The following is a 21,333-nucleotide window of genomic DNA, read 5'->3' as shown; positions in this document are numbered from 1 at the left end:
ATAACGTGTAATAACGAGGCCGGAAAACATTATGTCTGAACAAATTGTCACGCCTGATACCGCCGCTCTGACGGTGCCGAACAAAGATGCCAAAATCAACCTGCTGGATTTAAACCGTCAGCAGATGCGCGAGTTTTTCAAAAACATGGGCGAGAAGCCTTTCCGCGCCGATCAGGTGATGAAATGGATGTATCACTACTGCTGCGACGACTTTGATGAGATGACTGACATCAACAAAGTCCTGCGCAGTAAACTGAAAGAAGTGGCGGAGATCCGCGCCCCGGAAGTAGTTGAAGAACAACGCTCAACCGACGGGACCATCAAATGGGCGATTGCCGTTGGCGATCAGCGCGTCGAGACCGTCTATATCCCGGAAGAAGACCGCGCCACCCTGTGCGTCTCCTCCCAGGTAGGCTGCGCGCTGGAGTGTAAATTCTGCTCCACCGCCCAGCAGGGCTTTAACCGTAACCTGCGGGTTTCCGAAATTATCGGCCAGGTCTGGCGCGCGGCGAAAATCGTCGGTGCGGTGAAGACCACCGGCGTACGTCCGATCACCAACGTGGTGATGATGGGCATGGGCGAGCCGCTGCTGAACCTCAACAACGTCGTTCCGGCGATGGAAATCATGCTCGACGATTTCGGCTTTGGCCTCTCCAAACGTCGCGTCACCCTGTCGACTTCCGGCGTGGTGCCGGCGCTGGATAAACTCGGCGATATGATCGACGTCGCGCTGGCGATCTCCCTGCACGCGCCGAACGATACCATTCGTGACGAAATCGTCCCGATCAACAAAAAGTACAACATCGAGACCTTCCTCAACTCGGTGCGCGGCTATATTTCGAAGTCCAACGCCAACCAGGGCCGGGTGACCATCGAGTACGTGATGCTGGATCATGTCAACGACGGCACCGAGCACGCCCACGAACTGGCGGCGTTGCTGAAAGATACGCCGTGTAAGATCAACCTGATCCCATGGAACCCGTTCCCGGGCGCGCCGTATGGCCGCAGCTCCAACAGCCGCATCGACCGTTTCTCCAAAGTCCTGATGGAGTACGGCTTTACGACCATCGTGCGTAAAACGCGCGGCGACGATATCGACGCCGCCTGCGGTCAGCTGGCGGGCGATGTTATCGACCGTACCAAGCGCACGCTGCGTAAGCGGATGCAGGGCGAAGCGATTGACGTAAAAGCGGTCTGACAAATGATGGCCCGTGCAGCGCAGGCGGCACGGGCCATATTTATGACCTATAGCCAGGCGAAATACGCTGATTCGGTTAATAATTACGGTGCGTTTTTGTCGACTTTGAGGCAGTATGTAGCGGCACAACAACCGCTTAGCATTCAATTTTGATTCGTCTCTGTGATCGCGCGGCTGACAGTCCTATACTGTGAGGCTGACGTACCACAGATGTCTCGCGGCGCCGGCTTTTTCCCGCGCTGAACTTTAAATTTCACGTACCAGTAGTTGTAGCGAATGAATACTGAAGCCACTCAAGATCATCAAGAAGCAAACACCACGGGCGCGCGTCTGCGTCACGCCCGCGAACAACTCGGACTTAGCCAGCAAGCGGTGGCAGAACGCTTATGCCTGAAGGTGTCCACGGTTCGTGATATTGAAGACGATAAGGCGCCTGCCGACCTCGCTTCCACCTTCCTGCGCGGGTACATCCGTTCCTATGCTCGCCTCGTACATATTCCAGAAGACGAGCTGCTGCCGATGATGGCCAAGCAAGCGCCCATCCGTGCGGCGAAAGTCGCGCCAATGCAGAGCTTCTCTTTAGGTAAACGTCGCAAAAAACGCGACGGCTGGCTGATGAGCTTCACCTGGCTGGTGCTGTTTGTGGTTATCGGCCTGAGCGGCGCCTGGTGGTGGCAAGACCATAAGGCGCAGCAGGAAGAGATCTCCACCATGGCCGATCAGTCTTCCGCTGAGCTGAACAGCGGCGACACCAGTAGCCAGAGCGTGCCGCTGGATACCAGCGCCCCGGCAGCCCCGACCGCCGATAGCGCTGCGAACAGCGCGCCAACCGATACCGCCAGCGCCCCGACCACCAGCGCACCGGCTCAGACGCCAGCGGACAATAACGCCGTTGTCGCGCCTTCCCAGGCCAATGTCGATACCGCAGGCGCAGCCCCGACGGCGCCGGCTACCCCGGCCACGCCATTGCCGACCGATCAGGCGAACGTGACGAACCCGGCGGCATCGGCGCAGGATCTGGTGATGAACTTTTCCGCCGACTGCTGGCTGGAAGTGAGCGATGCTACCGGCAAAAAATTGTTCAGCGGCCTGCAGCGTAAAGGCGGAAATCTGAACCTGAGCGGTCAGGCGCCGTATAAGCTGAAAATTGGCGCCCCGGCTGCGGTAGAGATCCAGTATCTGGGCAAGCCTGTCGATTTAAGTCGTTTTATCAGAACTAACCAGGTTGCGCGTCTGACCCTTAATGCCGAATCATCACCGGCGCAGTAACAGACGGGTAACGCGGGAGATTTTTCATGCATAACCAGGCTCCGATTCAACGTAGAAAATCTAAACGTATTTACGTTGGTAATGTGCCAATTGGCGATGGGGCCCCCATCGCCGTTCAGTCAATGACCAATACGCGCACCACTGATGTGGCTGCGACCGTAAATCAAATCAAAGCGTTAGAGCGCGTAGGCGCGGATATTGTCCGCGTCTCTGTTCCGACGATGGACGCCGCTGAGGCGTTCAAATTGATCAAACAGCAGGTCAACGTCCCGCTGGTCGCCGATATCCACTTTGACTACCGTATTGCGCTGAAAGTCGCAGAATATGGCGTCGACTGCCTGCGTATCAACCCAGGCAACATCGGCAACGAAGAGCGCATCCGCATGGTCGTAGATTGCGCACGGGATAAAAACATCCCGATCCGCATTGGCGTCAACGCCGGCTCGCTGGAAAAAGATCTGCAGGAAAAATATGGCGAGCCGACGCCGCAGGCGCTGCTCGAATCTGCCATGCGCCACGTTGATCATCTCGATCGCCTTAACTTCGATCAGTTTAAAGTCAGCGTTAAAGCCTCTGACGTCTTCCTGGCGGTAGAGTCTTATCGCCTGCTGGCGAAACAGATCGATCAGCCGCTGCACCTCGGGATCACCGAAGCGGGCGGTGCGCGCAGCGGCGCGGTGAAATCGGCGATCGGTCTTGGGCTGCTGTTGTCCGAAGGGATCGGCGATACGCTGCGCGTCTCGCTGGCGGCGGATCCAGTGGAGGAGATCAAGGTTGGCTTCGATATCCTCAAATCGCTGCGTATCCGTTCCCGCGGTATTAACTTCATCGCCTGCCCGACCTGTTCGCGTCAGGAGTTTGACGTTATCGGTACGGTGAACGCCCTGGAGCAACGTCTGGAAGATATCATCACCCCGATGGATGTTTCGATCATCGGCTGCGTGGTGAACGGCCCGGGCGAAGCGCTGGTTTCCACCCTCGGGGTGACCGGCGGCAACAAGAAAAGCGGCCTGTATGAAGACGGCGTGCGTAAAGATCGCCTGGACAACAACGACATGATCGACCAGCTTGAAGCGCGGATCCGCGCCAAAGCCTCGATGCTCGATGAAGCCCGTCGGATTGACGTTCAACAGCTTGAAGCAAAATAACGTGTTGGGAAGCGATACGCTTCCCGTGTATGATTGAACCTGCGGGCGCGAGGCGCCGGGGTTCATTTTTGTATATATAAAGAGAATAAACGTGGCAAAGAACATTCAAGCCATCCGTGGCATGAACGATTATCTGCCGGGCGAAACCGCTCTCTGGCAGCGCATTGAAGGCTCACTGAAGCAGGTGCTCGGTAGCTACGGTTACAGCGAAATCCGTTTGCCGATTGTAGAGCAGACCCCGTTATTCAAACGCGCGATCGGCGAAGTGACCGACGTGGTTGAAAAAGAGATGTACACCTTTGAGGACCGCAACGGCGACAGCCTGACGCTGCGTCCGGAAGGGACAGCGGGCTGCGTACGAGCCGGCATCGAACATGGTCTGCTGTACAATCAAGAACAGCGCCTGTGGTACGTCGGGCCGATGTTCCGCCACGAGCGTCCGCAGAAAGGCCGTTACCGCCAGTTCCATCAGATCGGCGCCGAAGTTTTTGGCCTGCAGGGGCCGGACATCGATGCGGAGCTGATCATGCTGACCGCGCGCTGGTGGCGTGAGCTGGGCATCTCCGATCACGTTAGCCTTGAGCTGAACTCCATCGGTTCGCTGGAAGCCCGCGCCAACTACCGCGACGCGCTGGTGGCTTATCTCGAGCAGTTTACCGATAAGCTTGATGAAGACAGCAAACGCCGGATGTATACCAACCCGCTGCGGGTGCTGGACTCCAAAAACCCGGACGTGCAGGCGCTGCTGAACGACGCGCCGGCGCTCGGCGATTATCTCGACGAAGAGTCGAAAGCCCACTTTGCCGGCCTGTGCGCGTTGCTTGACGATGCCGGGATCCGCTATACCGTCAACCAGCGCCTGGTGCGCGGTCTCGACTACTATAACCGCACCGTGTTTGAGTGGGTGACCACCAGTCTCGGTTCCCAGGGCACCGTCTGTGCCGGCGGCCGTTACGACGGTCTGGTTGAGCAGCTTGGCGGTCGTGCCACCCCGGGCGTGGGCTTCGCCATGGGGCTGGAACGTCTTGTTTTACTGGTCCAGGCAGTGAATCCGGAATTTAAAGCCGATCCTGTTGTCGATATATACCTGGTAGCCTCCGGAACCGATACTCAGTCCGCCGCCATGCGTCTGGCTGAGCAGGTTCGCGATGCGCTACCCGGCGTGAAACTGATGACCAACCACGGCGGCGGCAACTTTAAGAAGCAGTTCGCCCGCGCTGATAAGTGGGGCGCACGCGTCGCGCTGGTGCTGGGTGAGTCAGAGATCGCTGACGGAAACGTGGTAGTGAAGGATTTACGCTCAGGTGAGCAAACTACCGTAACGCAGGAGAGCGTTGCCGCGCATTTGCGCATACTTCTGGGTTAATCTCCCGGGAATTATTAGTCAGGAGAAGGACTGCGTGGAAACTTTTAACAACGAGAACGATCAGGTCGATGCGCTGAAGCGCTTCTTTGCCGAAAACGGCAAAGCGCTGGCGGTCGGGGTGATTTTAGGGATTGGCGCGCTGGTTGGCTGGCGCTACTGGACCTCCCATCAGCAGGATACCGCCAGAGACGCGTCGCTGGCTTACGAACAGGCGACTTCCGCGCTGAAATCAAATACGCCAGAAGTGCTGTCAGGGGCGGAGAAGTTCGCGGCTGACAATAAAAATACCTACGGCGCCTTCGCTTCTCTCGAGCTGGCACAGCATTTTGTTGAACAGAACGATCTGCCGAACGCCGAAAAGCAGCTTCAGCAGGGGCTGGCTGCCGCGTCTGATGATAATCTGAAATCGGTTATCAGTATGCGTCTTGCCCGCGTTCAACTGCAGATGAAGCAGGCTGATGCGGCGCTGAAAACCCTCGACAGCATTAAAGGTGAAGGCTGGACCGCTATTGTGGCTGATTTGCGCGGCGAAATTCTGTTGAGCAAAGGCGATAAGCAAGGGGCCCGTGCGGCGTGGGAAGCTGGCGTGAAAAGCGATGCTTCTCCTGCGCTCAGCGAAATGATGCGTATGAAAATGAATAATTTGTCCATCTGAGAGGGACTCGATGCAATTGCGTAAATTACTGTTGCCAGGGCTGCTTTCCGTTACCTTGCTGAGCGGGTGTTCGCTGTTTAATAGCGAAGAAGATGTGGTGAAAATGTCACCGCTGCCGACGGTAGAAAACCAGTTTACGCCGTCCACGTCCTGGAGCACCTCGGTTGGCGATGGTATCGGCGAATTTTACTCTAACCTTCATCCGGCCTTCGCCGACGGCGTGGTTTATGCCGCTGACCGTAAAGGCACCGTCAAAGCGCTGAACGCCGACGACGGTAAAGAGGTATGGTCGGTGAATCTGGCGGAGAAAGATGGCTGGTTCTCGCGTACCCCGGCGCTGCTTTCCGGCGGTGTGACCGTCTCGGGCGGCCATGTTTATATCGGCAGTGAAAAAGCGCAGCTGTATGCGCTGAATACCAGCGATGGTACCGTGGCCTGGCAAACCCGCGTCGCCGGCGAAGCGCTGTCGCGCCCGGTGGTGAGCGATGGCATGGTGCTGGTCCACACCAGTAACGGCCAGCTGCAGGCGCTGAATGAGACCGATGGCGCCGTGAAATGGACGGTGAACCTGGATATGCCTGCGCTCTCCCTGCGCGGCGAATCCGCTCCGGCCACCGCCTACGGCGCGGCGATCGTGGGCGGCGACAATGGCCGCGTCAGCGCGGTATTGATGCAGCAGGGGCAGATGATTTGGCAGCAGCGTATTTCCACGGCCACCGGGCCGACGGAAATCGACCGTCTGAGCGACGTCGACACCACGCCGATTATCGTCAACGGCGTTGTCTATGCGCTGGCTTACAACGGTAACCTGACCGCGCTGGATCTGCGTAGCGGCCAGATTATGTGGAAACGCGAGCTGGGTTCGGTGAATGATTTCATCGTCGATGGCAACCGTATCTATCTGGTTGACCAGAATGACCGCCTGCTGGCGCTGACTACCGATGGCGGCGTGACCCTGTGGACACAAAGCGATCTGCTGCACCGTTTGCTGACCGCGCCGGTGTTGTATAATGGCAATCTGGTGGTCGGCGATAGCGAAGGCTATATGCACTGGGTGAACCCGGAAGATGGCCATTTTGTGGCGCAGCAGAAAGTGGACAGCTCCGGCTTCCTGACCGACCCGGTTGTGGCCGATGGTCGACTGCTGATCCAGGCGAAAGACGGTACGCTGTACGCGATTACGCGTTAATTACCGCTGTCGTGAGTGATTAAGAAACGGCCCCTGGCAGACAGGGGCCGTTTTGACTTTTTTAAAAACGTCGTTATGACGATGTTGCTTAGTGATTGTATGAGGCATTTAACATGATACCTGTGGTCGCGCTTGTCGGGCGCCCTAACGTTGGAAAATCCACGCTCTTTAACCGCCTGACGCGCACTCGTGATGCGCTGGTTGCGGATTTCCCGGGGCTGACTCGTGACCGTAAGTACGGTCGGGCCGAAGTCGAAGGCCGCGAATTCATCTGTATCGATACCGGTGGTATTGATGGTACGGAAGAGGGCGTGGAAACCCGGATGGCGGAGCAGTCGCTGCTGGCAATCGAAGAGGCCGATGTGGTGCTGTTTATGGTCGATGCGCGCGCGGGCCTGATGCCGGCGGACATCGCGATCGCTAAACACCTGCGCTCTCGTGAAAAGCCCACCTTCCTGGTGGCTAACAAAACCGACGGCATCGACGTCGACCAGGCGATGGCGGACTTCTGGTCGCTTGGCCTGGGCGATATCTATCCTATTGCCGCTTCGCACGGCCGCGGTGTGACCAGCCTGCTGGAGCAGGCCCTGCTGCCATGGGTAGATGAGGTTAATCCGCAGGAAGAGGTGGATGAAGACGCCGAATACTGGGCAAAATTCGAAGCTGAGCAGAACGGTGAAGCGGAAGAAGAGCCTGAAGATGACTTCAATCCTCAGGATCTGCCGATCAAACTGGCGATTGTCGGACGTCCCAACGTCGGTAAATCGACGCTCACCAACCGCATCCTCGGCGAAGATCGCGTGGTAGTTTACGATATGCCGGGCACTACCCGCGACAGCATTTACATCCCGATGCAGCGTGACGAGCGCGAATACGTGCTCATCGATACCGCCGGGGTGCGCAAGCGCGGCAAAATTACTGACGTGGTGGAGAAATTCTCGGTCATCAAGACCCTGCAGGCGATTGAAGACGCCAACGTCGTGCTGCTGGTGATTGATGCCCGTGAAGGCATCTCCGATCAGGATCTGTCGCTGCTGGGCTTTATCCTCAACAGCGGTCGCTCCCTGGTGATCGTCGTCAACAAATGGGACGGTCTGAGCCAGGAAGTGAAGGAGCAGGTGAAAGAGACCCTCGACTATCGTCTGGGCTTTATCGACTTTGCCCGGGTGCACTTCATCTCCGCCCTGCACGGCAGCGGCGTCGGCAACCTGTTTGAATCGGTACGTGAAGCCTACGATAGCGCTACCCGCCGCGTAAGCACCGCGATGCTGACCCGGATCATGAACATGGCGGCGGAAGATCATCAGCCACCGCTGGTTCGCGGCCGACGCGTGAAGCTGAAATATGCTCACGCCGGGGGCTACAACCCACCTATCGTGGTGATCCACGGTAACCAGGTGAAGGATCTGCCGGATTCCTACAAGCGCTACCTGATGAACTATTTCCGTAAATCCCTGGACGTGATGGGCACGCCAATCCGTATCCAGTTCAAGGAAGGGGAAAACCCGTTCGCCAACAAGCGCAACACCCTGACGCCGAACCAGATGCGTAAACGTAAGCGCCTGATCAAGCACATCAAGAAAAGCAAATAATCATTAAACCCGCTTCGGCGGGTTTTTTGTGGCCGCCGCGCCGGTAAAAGTCAAAACTTTCCGCCATAATCCCGCGATACTTCGCCGGGAACAGACCGGCTCAAAAGTGGACTTATTATGCAGATTGGTTTTATCGGCCTTGGCGCGGTGGTAGAAACTGCCTATTTACCGGCGCTGCGCCGCCTGGGATACCGTATTGATAGCTGCCAGGGCTATGACCTGGACTGCAGCAGAGCGCTGCCGGGGATCCAGCGCCGCAATTCGCTGTCGGCGCTGCTGGCCGAACCCCTGGATACGCTCTTCATTACCACCTCATCTCTCCAGCACCTGCCCGTGCTGGAGAGGGCGTTAGCCAGCGCCATTCCCCGCATCGTGGTGGAGAAACCGATTGTGGCCAACCTTGAGCAGGCCGCCCGGCTGCGGGCGCTGCTGGCGCCGGCCAGGGAGGCCGGTCGCGTGCTGGCCCTCGACCACTGGATGGCGCGTGGGTTAGCGCTGAACGCTCTTGCTCCGCCGTGGCAGGCGGAAGAGGAGGCCAGCGGCCTGCCGCCGCCGCACCTTTCAGCGCAGGATATCGTCTGGATCGAAGGCTATTTGCTGGAGCCAAGCGGCTTTAACGCTGCCGGAGAACCGGTCGCGCTCAACTTTGCCACCGGCGAGCTGGATACCCGGCAGCTGCGTCATCCCGACGGCGTGATCCTCGATATCGGTACCCATGTCCTGGCGATGCTGCGTGAAACCCTGCTCGGCTGCGGAGGCGATGTGACGCTGGAGCTCGCCGTCCGGGCGGTGAAAGACCGTCTCGGCCGGGACATTGCTCATGGGGATATGGTCACCGCCGAGGGAGAGGCGCATCTGCAGGGACGTCTGGGCGATATCCCGCTGAATATCTGGCTTAACAAATATGCTGGTCCCGCGGGCGGGCAAAAGGGAATGCGGATAGGGCTGCGGGATGGGCGAATGCTCGCCCTCGATCGCGCCCCTGATGGCGAGGTGGCGACGCTACAGGACGGTGAGCGGATCCAGCGCTGGACCCGGCCCGGAGCGATCTATTCGCACTGTCTCGATGAGCAGATCCTTGGCGCGGAGAATGTGTTTACCCGGGCGCCCGAAAGCGTGGCCGGGCTGACGCGGCGTCGGCTTGAGGAAGTGGAGTGGCTGCTCAGGTTGCAGCAGCAATTACGCGGCCCTCATTAAACCCGGAACATGGTAAAATAGATGCAGATAAACGTTGAAAGGAATGGTTATGGAACTTGATTGCCCTCTGTGCCACGCGCCGTTAGATGTCAAAGGCAGCAGCGCGCATTGCGCTCAGTGCGAAAGGGTATTTGCCCTTGAGGCGCGCTGCCCGGAATGCCACCAGCCGCTGGAGGTGCTGAAAGCGTGCGGCGCGGTGGATTACTTTTGCCAGCACGGGCACGGCCTGATCTCGAAAAAACGGGTGGAATTTATTCCGCTGGTTTAGGCGGCGATGGCTTTCTGGCCCGCGTTTTTTTCACCGGCGCAATCTGCCTCACTTCGCTTTCGACCCAGCCGTCTTTCAGGCGGGTGGTGAGCAGATCGCCGGTTTTGACCTGTTTTGTCTGCTTTAGTACCGTGCCGTCGCTCACCGAAGTGACGCTATAGCCGCGCGCGAGGGTGGCTAAGGGACTCACCGCCTCCAGATGGGTCACCGCGTGACCAAACCGTTCACGCCGCTCGCTGAGGCGGCCACGCATCGTTTCCGCCAGCCGGTATTCCAGCTGCTGGAGGCGCGATTGCGCCCGGTGGATGCGCGGCTGCGGGTTGTAGTGATTCAGGCGCTGAACAGTACGCTTTTGCCGCTGATCGGCGCGTTTCAACTGCGATTCCACGGCGATGCGCATCCGCTGGCGCAGGCGTTCCAGAGCGGTCTGCTGGCGGGCCAGCCGCAGCTGCGGGTGCTGCTGCTGCAGACGATGGAACAACTGGGTAAAACGGCGCTGGCGACTGGCGAGGAAATAGTCCATCGCCATCTCCAGCCGCTGCTGCCCGGCCTGCAGCTGGCGCAGCAGCTCCTGCTGATTGCGGCTGACGATCTCTGCGGCGGCAGAAGGGGTCGGCGCGCGCAGGTCGGCAACAAAATCAGCGATAGTGACGTCGGTTTCATGGCCAACGGCGCTGACGATAGGGATCTGGCTGGCGAAGATAGCTCGCGCCACCCGCTCATCGTTAAAACTCCACAGATCCTCCAGCGAACCGCCGCCGCGCCCGACAATCAGCACGTCACACTCCTGGCGCGCGTTGGCCAGCGCGATGGCGCGCACAATCTGCCCTGGGGCATCGTCACCCTGGACCGCGGTCGGGTAGACGATCACCGGCAGCCCGGGATCGCGGCGCCTGAGAACATGGAGAATATCGTGCAACGCGGCACCGGTTTTCGAGGTGATGACCCCGACGCAGCGGGCGGGGGAGGGGAGCGCCTGCTTATGTTTTTGATCGAACAGCCCTTCCGCGGTTAACTGCGTTTTCAGCTGCTCATACTTCTGCTGCAGCAACCCTTCGCCGGCGGGCTGCATGCTTTCAACGATAATCTGGTAGTCGCCGCGCGGCTCATACAGGGTGATGTTGGCGCGAACCAGCACCTGCTGCCCGTGCTGCGGGCGGAACGTGACCCGGCGGTTGCTGTTGCGGAACATCGCGCAGCGCACCTGGGCGTTATCGTCTTTTAAGGTGAAGTACCAGTGGCCGGAAGAAGGCTGGCTGAAGTTAGAGATCTCGCCGCTGATCCAAACCTGGCCCATTTCGCGCTCAAGCAGCAGACGCACCGTCTGATTGAGGCGGCTTACGGTAAAAATTGCGGGGGATTGAGAGGGTAACATGTGAGCAAGATCAAACTTTAAATCAGCAGGTTATTCAGTCGATAGTAACGCGCTCAGAGGGGATGGCAAGTATTATTTGCAAAAAAGGGTAGATGCAATCGGTTACGCTCTGTATAATGCCACGGCAATATTTATCCACCCTGGTCGAGATATTGCCCATGCTACGTATCGCTAAAGAAGCCCTGACGTTTGACGACGTCCTCCTCGTTCCCGCTCATTCTACCGTTCTGCCGAATACAGCCGATCTCAGCACTCAGCTGACGAAAACCATTCGTCTGAATATTCCTATGCTCTCCGCAGCCATGGATACCGTAACGGAAGCGCGTCTGGCTATTGCCCTGGCACAGGAAGGCGGCATCGGCTTTATTCACAAAAACATGTCCATCGAGCGCCAGGCGGAAGAAGTTCGCCGCGTGAAGAAACATGAGTCCGGCGTGGTCACCGACCCGCAGACCGTTCTGCCGACCACCACCCTGCGTGAAGTGAAAGAGCTGACCGAGCGTAACGGCTTCGCCGGCTACCCGGTGGTTACCGAAGAGAACGAGCTGGTCGGCATCATCACCGGCCGCGACGTGCGTTTCGTTACCGATCTGAACCAGCCGGTCAGCGTCTATATGACCCCGAAAGAGCGTCTGGTCACCGTGCGTGAAGGCGAAAGCCGTGAAGTGGTCTTCGCTAAGATGCACGAAAAACGCGTTGAGAAAGCGCTGGTTGTGGATGAGAGCTTCCACCTGCGCGGGATGATCACCGTAAAAGACTTCCAGAAAGCGGAACGTAAACCGAACGCCTGTAAAGATGAGCAGGGCCGTCTGCGCGTAGGCGCTGCGGTTGGTGCCGGCGCGGGCAACGAAGAGCGCGTTGACGCGCTGGTGGCAGCGGGCGTTGACGTCCTGCTGATTGACTCCTCTCACGGCCACTCCGAAGGCGTTCTGCAACGTATTCGTGAAACACGTGCGAAATACCCAGACCTGCAGATCATCGGCGGCAACGTCGCCACTGGCGCAGGCGCGCGCGCGCTGGCGGAAGCCGGCTGCAGTGCGGTGAAAGTAGGCATCGGCCCGGGCTCCATCTGTACTACCCGTATCGTGACCGGCGTAGGCGTGCCGCAGATCACCGCCGTTTCCGACGCGGTGGAAGCGCTGGAAGGCACCGGAATTCCGGTTATCGCCGACGGCGGTATCCGTTTCTCCGGCGACATCGCCAAAGCGATCGCGGCCGGTGCGGCGGCAGTGATGGTCGGCTCCATGCTGGCCGGTACCGAAGAATCCCCGGGCGAAATCGAACTCTATCAGGGGCGCTCTTACAAATCCTATCGCGGGATGGGTTCCCTCGGCGCGATGTCGAAAGGCTCCTCTGACCGCTACTTCCAGAGCGATAACGCCGCTGACAAACTGGTGCCGGAAGGTATCGAAGGCCGCGTGGCCTATAAAGGCCGCCTGAAAGAGATCATTCACCAGCAGATGGGCGGCCTGCGCTCCTGTATGGGGCTGACCGGCTGTGGTACCATTGACCTGCTGCGTACCAAAGCTGAATTCGTACGCATCAGCGGTGCGGGCATCCAGGAAAGCCACGTTCACGACGTGACCATCACCAAAGAGTCCCCGAACTACCGCCTGGGCTCCTGATTTCTTCGCCCGACCTTGCGTCGGGCGATTTATTTACTCTGTTTCACTTGCCTCGGAATTAGCGTCAATGACGGAAAACATTCATAAACATCGCATTCTCATTCTCGACTTCGGGTCACAGTATACTCAGCTGGTGGCGCGTCGCGTGCGTGAACTGGGCGTCTACTGTGAGCTGTGGGCATGGGATGTCACGGAAGCACAGATCCGCGAATTTAATCCAAGCGGCATCATTCTTTCCGGCGGCCCGGAAAGCACCACCGAAGAGAACAGCCCGCGCGCGCCGCAGTATGTGTTCGAAGCCGGCGTGCCGGTATTTGGCGTCTGCTACGGTATGCAGACCATGGCGATGCAGTTGGGCGGCCATGTAGAAGGCTCTAACGAGCGTGAGTTTGGCTACGCGCAGGTTGAAGTGGTTAACGACAGCGCGCTGGTGCGCGGTATCGAAGACTCCCTGACCGCGGACGGCAAACCGTTGCTGGACGTGTGGATGAGCCACGGCGATAAAGTCACCGCCATCCCATCTGACTTCGTCACCGTCGCCAGCACCGACAACTGCCCGTTCGCCATTATGGCCAACGAAGAAAAACGCTTCTACGGCGTGCAGTTCCACCCGGAAGTGACCCACACCCGTCAGGGGATGCGTATGCTGGAGCGCTTTGTGCGCGACATCTGCCAGTGCGAAGCGCTGTGGACCCCGGCGAAAATCATCGACGACGCCGTTGAGCGTATTCGCCAGCAGGTTGGCGATGACAAAGTAATCCTCGGCCTCTCCGGCGGCGTGGACTCTTCGGTGACCGCGATGCTGCTGCACCGCGCCATCGGCAAAAACCTGACCTGCGTATTCGTGGATAACGGTCTCCTGCGTCTGAACGAAGCCCAGCAGGTGATGGAGATGTTTGGCGACCACTTTGGCCTGAACATCGTTCACGTGGAAGGCGAGCAGCGCTTCCTCGACGCGCTGGCAGGTGAAAGCGATCCGGAAGCGAAACGTAAGATCATCGGTCGCGTCTTCGTGGAAGTGTTCGACGAAGAAGCGCTGAAGCTGGACGACGTCAAATGGCTGGCGCAGGGCACCATCTATCCTGACGTTATCGAATCTGCCGCTTCCGCCACCGGTAAAGCGCACGTCATCAAGTCTCACCACAACGTGGGCGGCCTGCCGAAAGAGATGAAGATGGGGCTGGTTGAGCCGCTGCGTGAGCTGTTCAAAGACGAAGTGCGCAAGATCGGTCTGGAGCTGGGTCTGCCGTACGATATGCTCTACCGTCATCCGTTCCCGGGCCCGGGCCTCGGCGTGCGCGTGCTGGGCGAAGTGAAGAAAGAGTACTGCGACCTGCTGCGTCGCGCGGACGCTATCTTCATCGAAGAGCTGCACAAAGCTGACCTGTACAACAAAGTGAGCCAGGCGTTCACTGTATTCCTGCCGGTTCGCTCCGTCGGCGTGATGGGCGATGGCCGTAAATACGACTGGGTGGTTTCCCTGCGTGCGGTGGAAACCATCGACTTCATGACCGCGCACTGGGCGCACCTGCCGTATGATTTCCTCGGCCGCGTCTCTAACCGCATTATCAATGAAGTGAACGGTATCTCCCGCGTGGTGTATGACATCAGCGGTAAGCCGCCAGCAACGATTGAGTGGGAATAATCCCCGGCGTTAGTTGAATAAAACGAAACCCTCTGTTGTTACAGAGGGTTTTTTAATTTATGCCCAGCCTCAATCCCGTCATCCCTCACCGCTATCCATCACTGGGTGGTTTCCTGTGTCCCCGGTGAATGTACCCGTTTATGGTTCCGGCAGATGTTCAGCCGGCCTATGTTTTGCCCCCGGGCAGAGGGCTGGACGCTTGCCCGGCTCTGTTTTACCCACCGAGCGCGCCATCGCCAGCGCCAGTCCGGCAACGATCAGCGTTAACCCGGTGGAAATCCACATTCCACCCACGATACCCAGCCGATGGTTCAGCCATGCATAGGTAAAGGGGGCGGCCGCCGCCATCAGTTGCCCGGGGATCAGCAGGAGACCCGTGCGGCTGGCGTAGCTTTCTGCGCTAAACAGCGCCAGCGGCAGCGTCGCTTTCACAATCGTCACCAGCCCATTTATCGCGCCATAGCCGAGCACAAACCCGGCTGCGCACCCGGCATACGCCGTGCTGCTGACACCAAGGAGAAAACAGAGCGGCATGGCGAGCGCGGTAAAACGCGTCAGCGCGAGCGGGGTGATGCGTCGACCGGCCAGCACTTCCCCCAGCCGGGCGCCGGTCTGGCCAAATCCCCACAGCATTCCGATGGCAACCGGCAGGCCAAAGTGGCTGATAAACTCCGGCAGATGGGTGGAGGTGCCGGTGGAGATGAAGGTGATCAGCGCAATAAAGAGCGCATAACGTATGCCGTTACGCCGATTGCCATCCGCTGTTGGGGCTTTCGCTTTCGTCGATGAGCCGAGCCGCTGACGAGGCAGCTGATAACTCAGCCATGCGCTCAGCAGGCCAAACAGCGCATAGACCCGCAGGGCATCCTGCCAGGACATCACGGTGAGTAAAGCCTCCCCCAGCGGCCAGAAGAGGGCAGAGGCCAGACCGCCGGCGAGGGTGATTTGAGAGATGGTTTTCCGCGCCTGCTGGCCGTAAAGGTTCACTACCGCAGCGAACAGGGCATCATACAACGACAGCCGCATGCCGACGCCGGTCAGCAGCCAGGCGCCGTACCAGCCGACCAGCGAAGGGCTCCAGGCCATCATCGCGCAACTGGCGGCTATCAGTAAGGTTCCGCTGGTGACCACCAGTCGTCCGCCAAAGCGAGCCAGCAGACTGGCGACCAGCGGGGAGACCGCCGCCATGATCAGCATCGCAAGCGTCAGGCCAAGATAGATCTGCGGCGAGCTCCATCCCTTGTCGGCGGCGATAGCTCCGGCAAAGGTGCCGGGCATATAAAAAGAGATACCCCAGTTGATCAGTTGCTGAGCGCCCGCGGTGAAGGCTAGGCGTCGGGGAATAGCCGGTGTTCCCATGGTTTTTCATTCCGTTAAGAGAGTTGTCCTGAGCATACCCGGCAGGCTATTGTTCTGGCAGAGCGGCCACCTTATGCGCGGTATAAGAGAAACTTTGCATGACAACACTGAACCTGGGAAACCTGGCGACCTTCCGGCTGGTCGTACAGCGCGGCAGCTTCTCAGCCGCCGCCGACGCGCTGGGGATCTCCCAGCCTGCCGTCAGCCTGCAGGTGCGTCAGCTGGAGCAATTTTTACAGACCCGACTGCTGGAGCGCACCGGGCGCGGGATCAAGGCGACGGCGGCGGGAATGGCGCTGCTGGCCCACAGCGAGCAGATCGATCGGGCGGTGAATAGCGCGGTGCAGTCGGTCAGTGCATTTAGTCAGGAAGTTAATGGCTCACTGACTCTGGGGACCGGCGCGACGGCCTGCATTCATCTTCTTCCGCCGCTGCTGCAGCATCTTCGTCAGCAGCACCCACTGCTGACGGTGGGGGTGACCACCGGCAACACGCTGGATGTCGTCCGGGCGGTGGAGGAAAACCGGCTCGATCTTGGGCTGGTCACGCTGCCCGTTCAGGGACGCAGTCTGGCGGTGACCGCCGTGGTGGACGAGGAGTTCGTGGTCATCCATCCCAGCCACGAGGCGGGGATCCCGGCGGTGTGTACCCCTGAGGAGCTGCAGGCGCTGCCGCTCATTGCCTTCGAGGCGGGCAGCGGCACGCGGGATCTGATTGACCGCTGGTTCCGTTCGGCGGGCCTGGCGGTCACGCCGGTGATGCAGCTGGGGAGCATCGAGGCGATCAAACGCATGGTGCGGGCCGGGCTGGGCTACAGTATTGTGCCCCGCATGGCGGTAGAGCAGGCGGAGGATCATTATGGCTTAACGGTACATTCTCTGGCCCCGTCGCTGTACCGTCAGCTGGCGGTTGTCATGCGTCAGGATAAAGTGATTACCAAAGGAATGGCGGAAATGCTGCGTCTGCTGCAGGCCGTGCGCTTATAAATCGTCAGCGGCAAAACATGCCTCGTCAGGGATAGTGCCTCGGAAACGGGCGTCTCTACCTGCGGATAGTGGCGTATCCGGCATCAGGATCAACGGGTTACTCGCGGGCGGAGGGCTCGACGGTGAGCGTTGACTCCTGCGACGCTTTTTTATCCTGGTGATGATACCAGGCGCCGATGGAGGAGTAGACAAAGCGTCCAAAGAAGAAGAGAAAGCTGATAAGCAGTACGATACGGGTCATGCGACGGTTAAATCGATGTCGTTTACGCATACTGGGTGCCTGACTCACAAAAGGTTCCTTGAAGTATACCCGAAGATGGGCGATGGGGGTATTAAGGCACAGGAACGAGGTGGGGTCAATTGATGCAGATGTAAAAGTGCGGCAGTGAAAACATTAATTAATGTTATATAAGATAATCCTCGTATTTACATGCTCTCTTTATTAGCCACGAAAAGCTGAAAAAATAAGTTTTATTAATGTTGGTGTCAGCATTTGTTGATTTACATCAACAGCCTCATTCTCTTCACCACTAAAATCAGCGGACGTTACCGTATCGTTATTACTTATGCGGTCAGCATGGGGTGGTTGGATGCCTGCCTGAATATGCCTCGCAGGAGCAGAGGCTCTCTGTAGAGCACCTATGAATTTATTAAAATACTATCAACAATATCGCGACAAATGGTGGGCCTTACCGCTTCTCCTGCCTGTGTTATTATTACCCCTTGCCAGAGGGATGAATACATATACCATGCTGAATGGGCACATGGTTTATCTTTATTATCTTCCCCTGGCGCTGGTGCTCAGCCTGATGATGTTTTTCGGCTGGGCGGCGATCCCCGGTATTATCGTTGGTCTGCTGCTAACGCTGGCCCGGGGCATGACGCCGGAGCAGGCCGTTGGCGTACTGTTCCATTTTCTGATCCCCTGCGTGCTCTGCTGGGGCGGATATCGCATCTTTGTTCCCCAACGGCAGCAGGTATCGCACGGTAACGTCAGGCTGATGCCGCATCGTCTGTTCTGGCAAATGCTGCTCCCTTCGGTCATTTTTCTGATTTTGTCGCAGATCGCCGAGTATCTGGGGCTACATCCGCGCACAACGGATATGACCGGCGTCTCGCCGTTTAGTTTACGGTCGTTAATCACCTTTCAGGCGCTGATGGTGGGGTGCCTGACCGGCGTACCGTTATGTTATTTACTGCTGCGGGTAATTCGTAACCCTTTTTATTTGCGCGGGTATATTTCTCAGGTTCGCTTACAAATTGATCCAAAAATAAAGAAAATTGAAATCATCAGTTGGGCGGCGATATTAACCCTATTGCTGGGGCTATTATTGATGCCGCTTAATGATACCAGCACCATATTTAGTACAAATTATACATTATCCTTATTGATGCCGGTGATGCTGTGGGGGGCGATGCGTTTTGGCTATCGCTTTATCTCGCTGATATGGACGCCGGTACTGATCGCCGTGATCCATTTTCATTACCGTTATTTACCTATTTATCCAAGTTATAACACTCAGCTGGCGATCACCTCGTCAAGCTACCTGGTGTTCTCGTTTATTGTCGCCTATACGGCGATGCTGGCAACACAGCAGCGGCTGATCTACGCCCGGATCCGACAGATGGCCTTCCTCGACCCGGTAGTACATATGCCGAATCTGCGGGCGCTGAGCCGGGCGCTGAACGGCGCGAGCTGGTCGACGCTCTGTTTTTTGCGTATTCCTGAGCTTGAACTGCTGGGCCGCCACTACGGGGTGCTGTTGCGTATTCAGTATAAGCAAATGCTGGCGAATCACCTGCGTGCGCTGCTGGAGCCGAACGAAGCGGTATATCATCTTGCCGGTCACGATTTAGTGTTTCGTCTCAACAGCGAAGGGCACCAGGCGCGCATTCACTTAATTGAGCGCTCCTTGCGACAGTTCCGTTTTCACTGGGACGGGGTCCCCCTGCAGCCGCGGATCGGCATGAGCTATTGCAACGTCCGCTCGCCGGTGAAGCATCTGTATTTGCTGCTTGGCGAGCTGAACACGATTGCCGACATGTCGCTGGCCAGTGGCCATCCGGAGAATTTGCAGCGCCGCGGCGCCGGGCATGTCCAGCAGGATCTGAAAGACAAAGTGGCGATGATGAACCGCATCCTCAAGGCGCTGGAGCAAGACTATTTTGTCCTGATGGCGCAGCCTATCCAGGGCATTCGCGGCGACAATTACCATGAAGTGTTGTTGAGGATGAAAGGCGAGTCGGGCGAACTGACGGGGCCCAACGAGTTCCTGCCGGTGGCGCACGAGTTTGGGCTGTCCACGCGCGTGGATCAGTGGGTCATTGAGCATACCCTGGCCTTTATGGATGCCAACCGGCGGGCGCTGCCCGGTCTGCGGCTGGCGATCAACCTCTCTCCGGTCTCGTTGAGCCGCAGTCAGTTTCCCGAGGAGGTCGAAAACCTGCTGCAGGCCTACAACATTGAGCCATGGCAGATTATTTTCGAGCTGACCGAAAACTATGCGCTCAGCAACCCCGAGCTAGTTTGCCAGACATTAGAGCACCTGCGGGCACTGGGCTGCCGGGTAGCTATCGATGATTTTGGTACCGGCTACGCCAGCTATGCGCGGTTAAAAACGATGAACGTCGATATTCTTAAAATAGACGGCAGCTTTATTCGCAATCTGCTCGCCAGCAGTCTTGATTACCAGGTGGTGGATTCAATCTGTCGTCTGGCGCGGATGAAGAACATGCAGGTGGTGGCCGAATATGTTGAATCGCCGGAGATACGCCAGGCGGTCATCGCGCTGGGGATCGATTATATGCAGGGCTATGATATTGGCGTCCCGGTGCCTCTGACGCAGCTGGCGGAGGGGATGAGCGCCTGAAGCCGTAAAAAAGCCGGGCGCGATGGCCCGGCTCGCATGATATCCATAGAGGCGATCAGGCGTCTGGCTCTTCTTCCGCAATTTTCAGCAGCCACTCCGGCACACCTTCCCAGTACTGCTGCTCTTTTTCCAGATCCAGCAGCACCAGCGCATTCTGGCTAAACCAGTTGTGCGGGAAGGTCAGCGTCCAGTGGTGAGCTTCCGTCTGCAGCCGTAGCGTCGGCGGCGTGGTGGTGGCCTGACGCTGGTTGTTCAGCAGCACGCCGAGGCGCAGCAGCTGGATCAGCGGCAGAAACTGCTTTTTCCTGAACAGCGTAAAGCGCGGCAAATCGTCGAGTTTTATCGCTTTGCGATGATAGCGCACCAGGGTGGCCATCAGCATCTGCTGCTCCTGGTTGAAGCCCGGCAGGTCGCTGTTCTGCAGAATATAGGCCGAGTGGCGGTGCATGCCGCTGTGGTTAATATTCAGGCCCACCTCATGGAGCATCACCGCCCACTTCAACAGCGCCGCCAGGTGCGGATTGGCCAGCTTGGGATTCTGCTCTTGCCACTGCTCCAGCATAAGGGTGGTGGTTTCCAGCACCCGGCGCGCCTGTTCGCGATCGATGTTGTACTGATTCGCCAGACTCTGCGCCGTACGGCTACGAATATCCTGGTGGCGGAAGCGGCCTTCCATTTCGTACAGCACGCCTTCACGCAGCGCGCCATCAGACAGACGAAGCTCTTTAATGGCTAGCGCGTCAAATACGCCGCACAGAATGGCCAGCCCCGGGGCAAAGACCGCTTTACGATCTTCCGAGAGGCCGGGCAGGCTGAGCGCGTCGAAGTTTTTATGCTTCAGCAGTTCACTGACCAGCATTTCGAGGCGCTCCGGCGTAATAAACCCGTCCTTCTCGCCCATAGCCACCAGCACTTCCTGGGCGGCCTTAATGGTACCGGAGGCGCCCAGCGCCACGGTCCAGCCCTGAATACGGAACTGCCAGGCCAGGGTTTCCAGTTTTTGCACCGCCGCCAGGCGAGCGCGCTGGAAATTTTCTTTATTGATGGTCCCGCCGGGGAAGTAGGCCTGGGAGAAACTCACGCAGCCCATGCGACGGCTTTCCACCAGCCGGGGCTCAAAATCTTCACCGATGACCAGCTCGGTCGAACCGCCGCCGATATCAATCACCAGCTTACGGCCGCGCTCCGGCTGCGTGTGCTCCACGCCCATAAAAATCAGGCGCGCTTCTTCATTACCGGAGATGATCTCGATCGGGTAGGGGATCACTTTTTCCGCGCGTTTAAGAAACTCTGCCGCATTGGTCGCCTGGCGCAGCGTATGCGTCCCGACGATGCAGACGCTGGAAGGGGAGAACCCCTGCAGGCGTTCGGCAAACAGCGACAGGCAGTTCAGCCCGCGGGTCATGGCTTCTTCGCTCAACACCGAGTTTTCATCGAGGCCATCGGCCAGATGTACGCGCTGTTTCAGGCGTCCGATGATCTGCATGGCGCCGTCGACGACACGGGCGATCACCATATGAAAACTGTTCGAACCAAGGTCAACCGCAGCGAACTCCTGCGGCCGAGGGGTTTTTTCGTTTATTGGCATAGG

16 protein-coding genes and 1 pseudogene are annotated in these 21,333 nt (G+C 58.2%); 13 read left to right on the top strand and 4 right to left on the bottom strand.

All coding sequences use genetic code 11. From position 1 onward, the window contains the following. Nucleotides 1-31 precede the first annotated feature (31 nt). The 9 genes from GQR96_RS18170 (at nt 32) to GQR96_RS18130 (ending at nt 9,882) form a co-directional block, all read left to right on the top strand. On the top strand, nt 32-1,198 hold the full coding sequence (locus tag GQR96_RS18170) for a dual-specificity RNA methyltransferase RlmN (protein WP_002913894.1): 1,167 nt from the start codon (nt 32-34) through the stop codon (nt 1,196-1,198). 276 nt (nt 1,199-1,474) lie between these two features. Further along, nucleotides 1,475-2,467: a cytoskeleton protein RodZ gene (gene rodZ / locus GQR96_RS18165; RefSeq protein ID WP_004201889.1), complete on the top strand. Its 993-nt coding sequence runs from the start codon at nt 1,475-1,477 to the stop codon at nt 2,465-2,467. Between the two features lie 26 nt (nt 2,468-2,493). Then, complete coding sequence (gene ispG, locus GQR96_RS18160) at nt 2,494-3,615, top strand: flavodoxin-dependent (E)-4-hydroxy-3-methylbut-2-enyl-diphosphate synthase (RefSeq protein ID WP_004201890.1); 1,122 nt, start codon at nt 2,494-2,496, stop codon at nt 3,613-3,615. A gap of 91 nt (nt 3,616-3,706) precedes the next feature. Further along, on the top strand, nt 3,707-4,981 hold the full coding sequence (hisS, locus tag GQR96_RS18155; protein WP_069135832.1) for a histidine--tRNA ligase: 1,275 nt from the start codon (nt 3,707-3,709) through the stop codon (nt 4,979-4,981). Between the two features lie 34 nt (nt 4,982-5,015). After that, on the top strand, nt 5,016-5,636 hold the full coding sequence (locus GQR96_RS18150) for a YfgM family protein (protein ID WP_004201892.1): 621 nt from the start codon (nt 5,016-5,018) through the stop codon (nt 5,634-5,636). 10 nt (nt 5,637-5,646) lie between these two features. Continuing rightward, complete coding sequence (bamB, locus tag GQR96_RS18145) at nt 5,647-6,825, top strand: outer membrane protein assembly factor BamB (RefSeq protein WP_004201895.1); 1,179 nt, start codon at nt 5,647-5,649, stop codon at nt 6,823-6,825. Between the two features lie 113 nt (nt 6,826-6,938). Next, nucleotides 6,939-8,417 carry a ribosome biogenesis GTPase Der gene (gene der / locus GQR96_RS18140; RefSeq protein ID WP_004144309.1) on the top strand — a complete coding sequence of 493 codons (1,479 nt, stop codon included), beginning with the start codon at nt 6,939-6,941 and terminating at the stop codon, nt 8,415-8,417. A gap of 117 nt (nt 8,418-8,534) precedes the next feature. Next, entirely contained in the window at nt 8,535-9,614 is a 1,080-nt protein-coding gene (locus tag GQR96_RS18135) for a Gfo/Idh/MocA family oxidoreductase (RefSeq protein ID WP_065903374.1), read from the top strand. Nucleotides 9,615-9,663: 49 nt separating this feature from the next. Beyond that, complete coding sequence (locus GQR96_RS18130) at nt 9,664-9,882, top strand: zinc ribbon domain-containing protein (protein ID WP_004201901.1); 219 nt, start codon at nt 9,664-9,666, stop codon at nt 9,880-9,882. Here GQR96_RS18130 and xseA read toward each other — a convergent pair. Further along, on the bottom strand, nt 9,866-11,257 hold the full coding sequence (gene xseA / locus GQR96_RS18125; RefSeq protein WP_004201903.1) for an exodeoxyribonuclease VII large subunit: 1,392 nt from the start codon (nt 11,255-11,257) through the stop codon (nt 9,866-9,868). The two genes, GQR96_RS18130 and xseA, sit on opposite strands and share 17 nt — an antisense overlap. Nucleotides 11,258-11,415: 158 nt before the next feature. Here xseA and guaB point away from each other — a divergent pair, with 158 nt between their 5' ends. Both guaB and guaA read left to right on the top strand, forming a co-directional pair. Continuing rightward, entirely contained in the window at nt 11,416-12,882 is a 1,467-nt protein-coding gene (guaB, locus tag GQR96_RS18120) for an IMP dehydrogenase (RefSeq protein WP_004151980.1), read from the top strand. A gap of 67 nt (nt 12,883-12,949) precedes the next feature. Beyond that, nucleotides 12,950-14,527 carry a glutamine-hydrolyzing GMP synthase gene (gene guaA, locus GQR96_RS18115; RefSeq protein WP_004201905.1) on the top strand — a complete coding sequence of 526 codons (1,578 nt, stop codon included), beginning with the start codon at nt 12,950-12,952 and terminating at the stop codon, nt 14,525-14,527. Between the two features lie 138 nt (nt 14,528-14,665). On the opposite strand, the gene GQR96_RS18110 is transcribed toward guaA, so the two are convergent. Next, on the bottom strand, nt 14,666-15,886 hold the full coding sequence (locus GQR96_RS18110; RefSeq protein ID WP_065903370.1) for an MFS transporter: 1,221 nt from the start codon (nt 15,884-15,886) through the stop codon (nt 14,666-14,668). 73 nt (nt 15,887-15,959) lie between these two features. On the opposite strand from GQR96_RS18110, the pseudogene GQR96_RS18105 reads away from it, so the two are divergent. After that, a pseudogene (locus tag GQR96_RS18105) lies at nt 15,960-16,872 on the top strand (LysR family transcriptional regulator). Between the two features lie 97 nt (nt 16,873-16,969). On the opposite strand, the gene GQR96_RS18100 reads toward GQR96_RS18105, so the two are convergent. Continuing rightward, nucleotides 16,970-17,143, bottom strand: coding sequence for a YfgG family protein (locus GQR96_RS18100; RefSeq protein ID WP_017900441.1), 174 nt, complete (start codon nt 17,141-17,143; stop codon nt 16,970-16,972). Nucleotides 17,144-17,513: 370 nt separating this feature from the next. Between GQR96_RS18100 and GQR96_RS18095 the strand changes: the two genes are divergently transcribed. Beyond that, on the top strand, nt 17,514-19,742 hold the full coding sequence (locus GQR96_RS18095) for a sensor domain-containing phosphodiesterase (protein ID WP_017900442.1): 2,229 nt from the start codon (nt 17,514-17,516) through the stop codon (nt 19,740-19,742). Nucleotides 19,743-19,797: 55 nt separating this feature from the next. On the opposite strand, the gene ppx is transcribed toward GQR96_RS18095, so the two are convergent. Continuing rightward, nucleotides 19,798-21,330, bottom strand: coding sequence for an exopolyphosphatase (gene ppx / locus GQR96_RS18090; RefSeq protein WP_004201914.1), 1,533 nt, complete (start codon nt 21,328-21,330; stop codon nt 19,798-19,800). Between the last annotated feature and the right edge of the window lie 3 nt (nt 21,331-21,333).

This window comes from Klebsiella sp. PCX, assembly GCF_021869705.1.
Lineage (GTDB): Bacteria > Pseudomonadota > Gammaproteobacteria > Enterobacterales > Enterobacteriaceae > Klebsiella > Klebsiella quasipneumoniae.
Note: the sequence above shows the minus strand (reverse complement) of the source record. Positions and strands in the feature narration are given on the sequence as shown.

Excerpts from the sequence above, each read along its gene's own strand:
- GQR96_RS18135 (WP_065903374.1), top strand. The coding sequence starts at position 8,535 with ATGCAGATTGGTTTTATCGGCCTTGGCGCGGTGGTAGAAACTGCCTAT.
- GQR96_RS18100 (WP_017900441.1), bottom strand. The coding sequence starts at position 17,143 with ATGCGTAAACGACATCGATTTAACCGTCGCATGACCCGTATCGTACTG.
- GQR96_RS18170 (WP_002913894.1), top strand. The coding sequence starts at position 32 with ATGTCTGAACAAATTGTCACGCCTGATACCGCCGCTCTGACGGTGCCG.
- GQR96_RS18110 (WP_065903370.1), bottom strand. The coding sequence starts at position 15,886 with ATGGGAACACCGGCTATTCCCCGACGCCTAGCCTTCACCGCGGGCGCT.
- xseA (WP_004201903.1), bottom strand. The coding sequence starts at position 11,257 with ATGTTACCCTCTCAATCCCCCGCAATTTTTACCGTAAGCCGCCTCAAT.
- ppx (WP_004201914.1), bottom strand. The coding sequence starts at position 21,330 with ATGCCAATAAACGAAAAAACCCCTCGGCCGCAGGAGTTCGCTGCGGTT.
- GQR96_RS18095 (WP_017900442.1), top strand. The coding sequence starts at position 17,514 with ATGAATTTATTAAAATACTATCAACAATATCGCGACAAATGGTGGGCC.
- rodZ (WP_004201889.1), top strand. The coding sequence starts at position 1,475 with ATGAATACTGAAGCCACTCAAGATCATCAAGAAGCAAACACCACGGGC.
- ispG (WP_004201890.1), top strand. The coding sequence starts at position 2,494 with ATGCATAACCAGGCTCCGATTCAACGTAGAAAATCTAAACGTATTTAC.
- bamB (WP_004201895.1), top strand. The coding sequence starts at position 5,647 with ATGCAATTGCGTAAATTACTGTTGCCAGGGCTGCTTTCCGTTACCTTG.
- guaA (WP_004201905.1), top strand. The coding sequence starts at position 12,950 with ATGACGGAAAACATTCATAAACATCGCATTCTCATTCTCGACTTCGGG.
- GQR96_RS18130 (WP_004201901.1), top strand. The coding sequence starts at position 9,664 with ATGGAACTTGATTGCCCTCTGTGCCACGCGCCGTTAGATGTCAAAGGC.
- der (WP_004144309.1), top strand. The coding sequence starts at position 6,939 with ATGATACCTGTGGTCGCGCTTGTCGGGCGCCCTAACGTTGGAAAATCC.
- guaB (WP_004151980.1), top strand. The coding sequence starts at position 11,416 with ATGCTACGTATCGCTAAAGAAGCCCTGACGTTTGACGACGTCCTCCTC.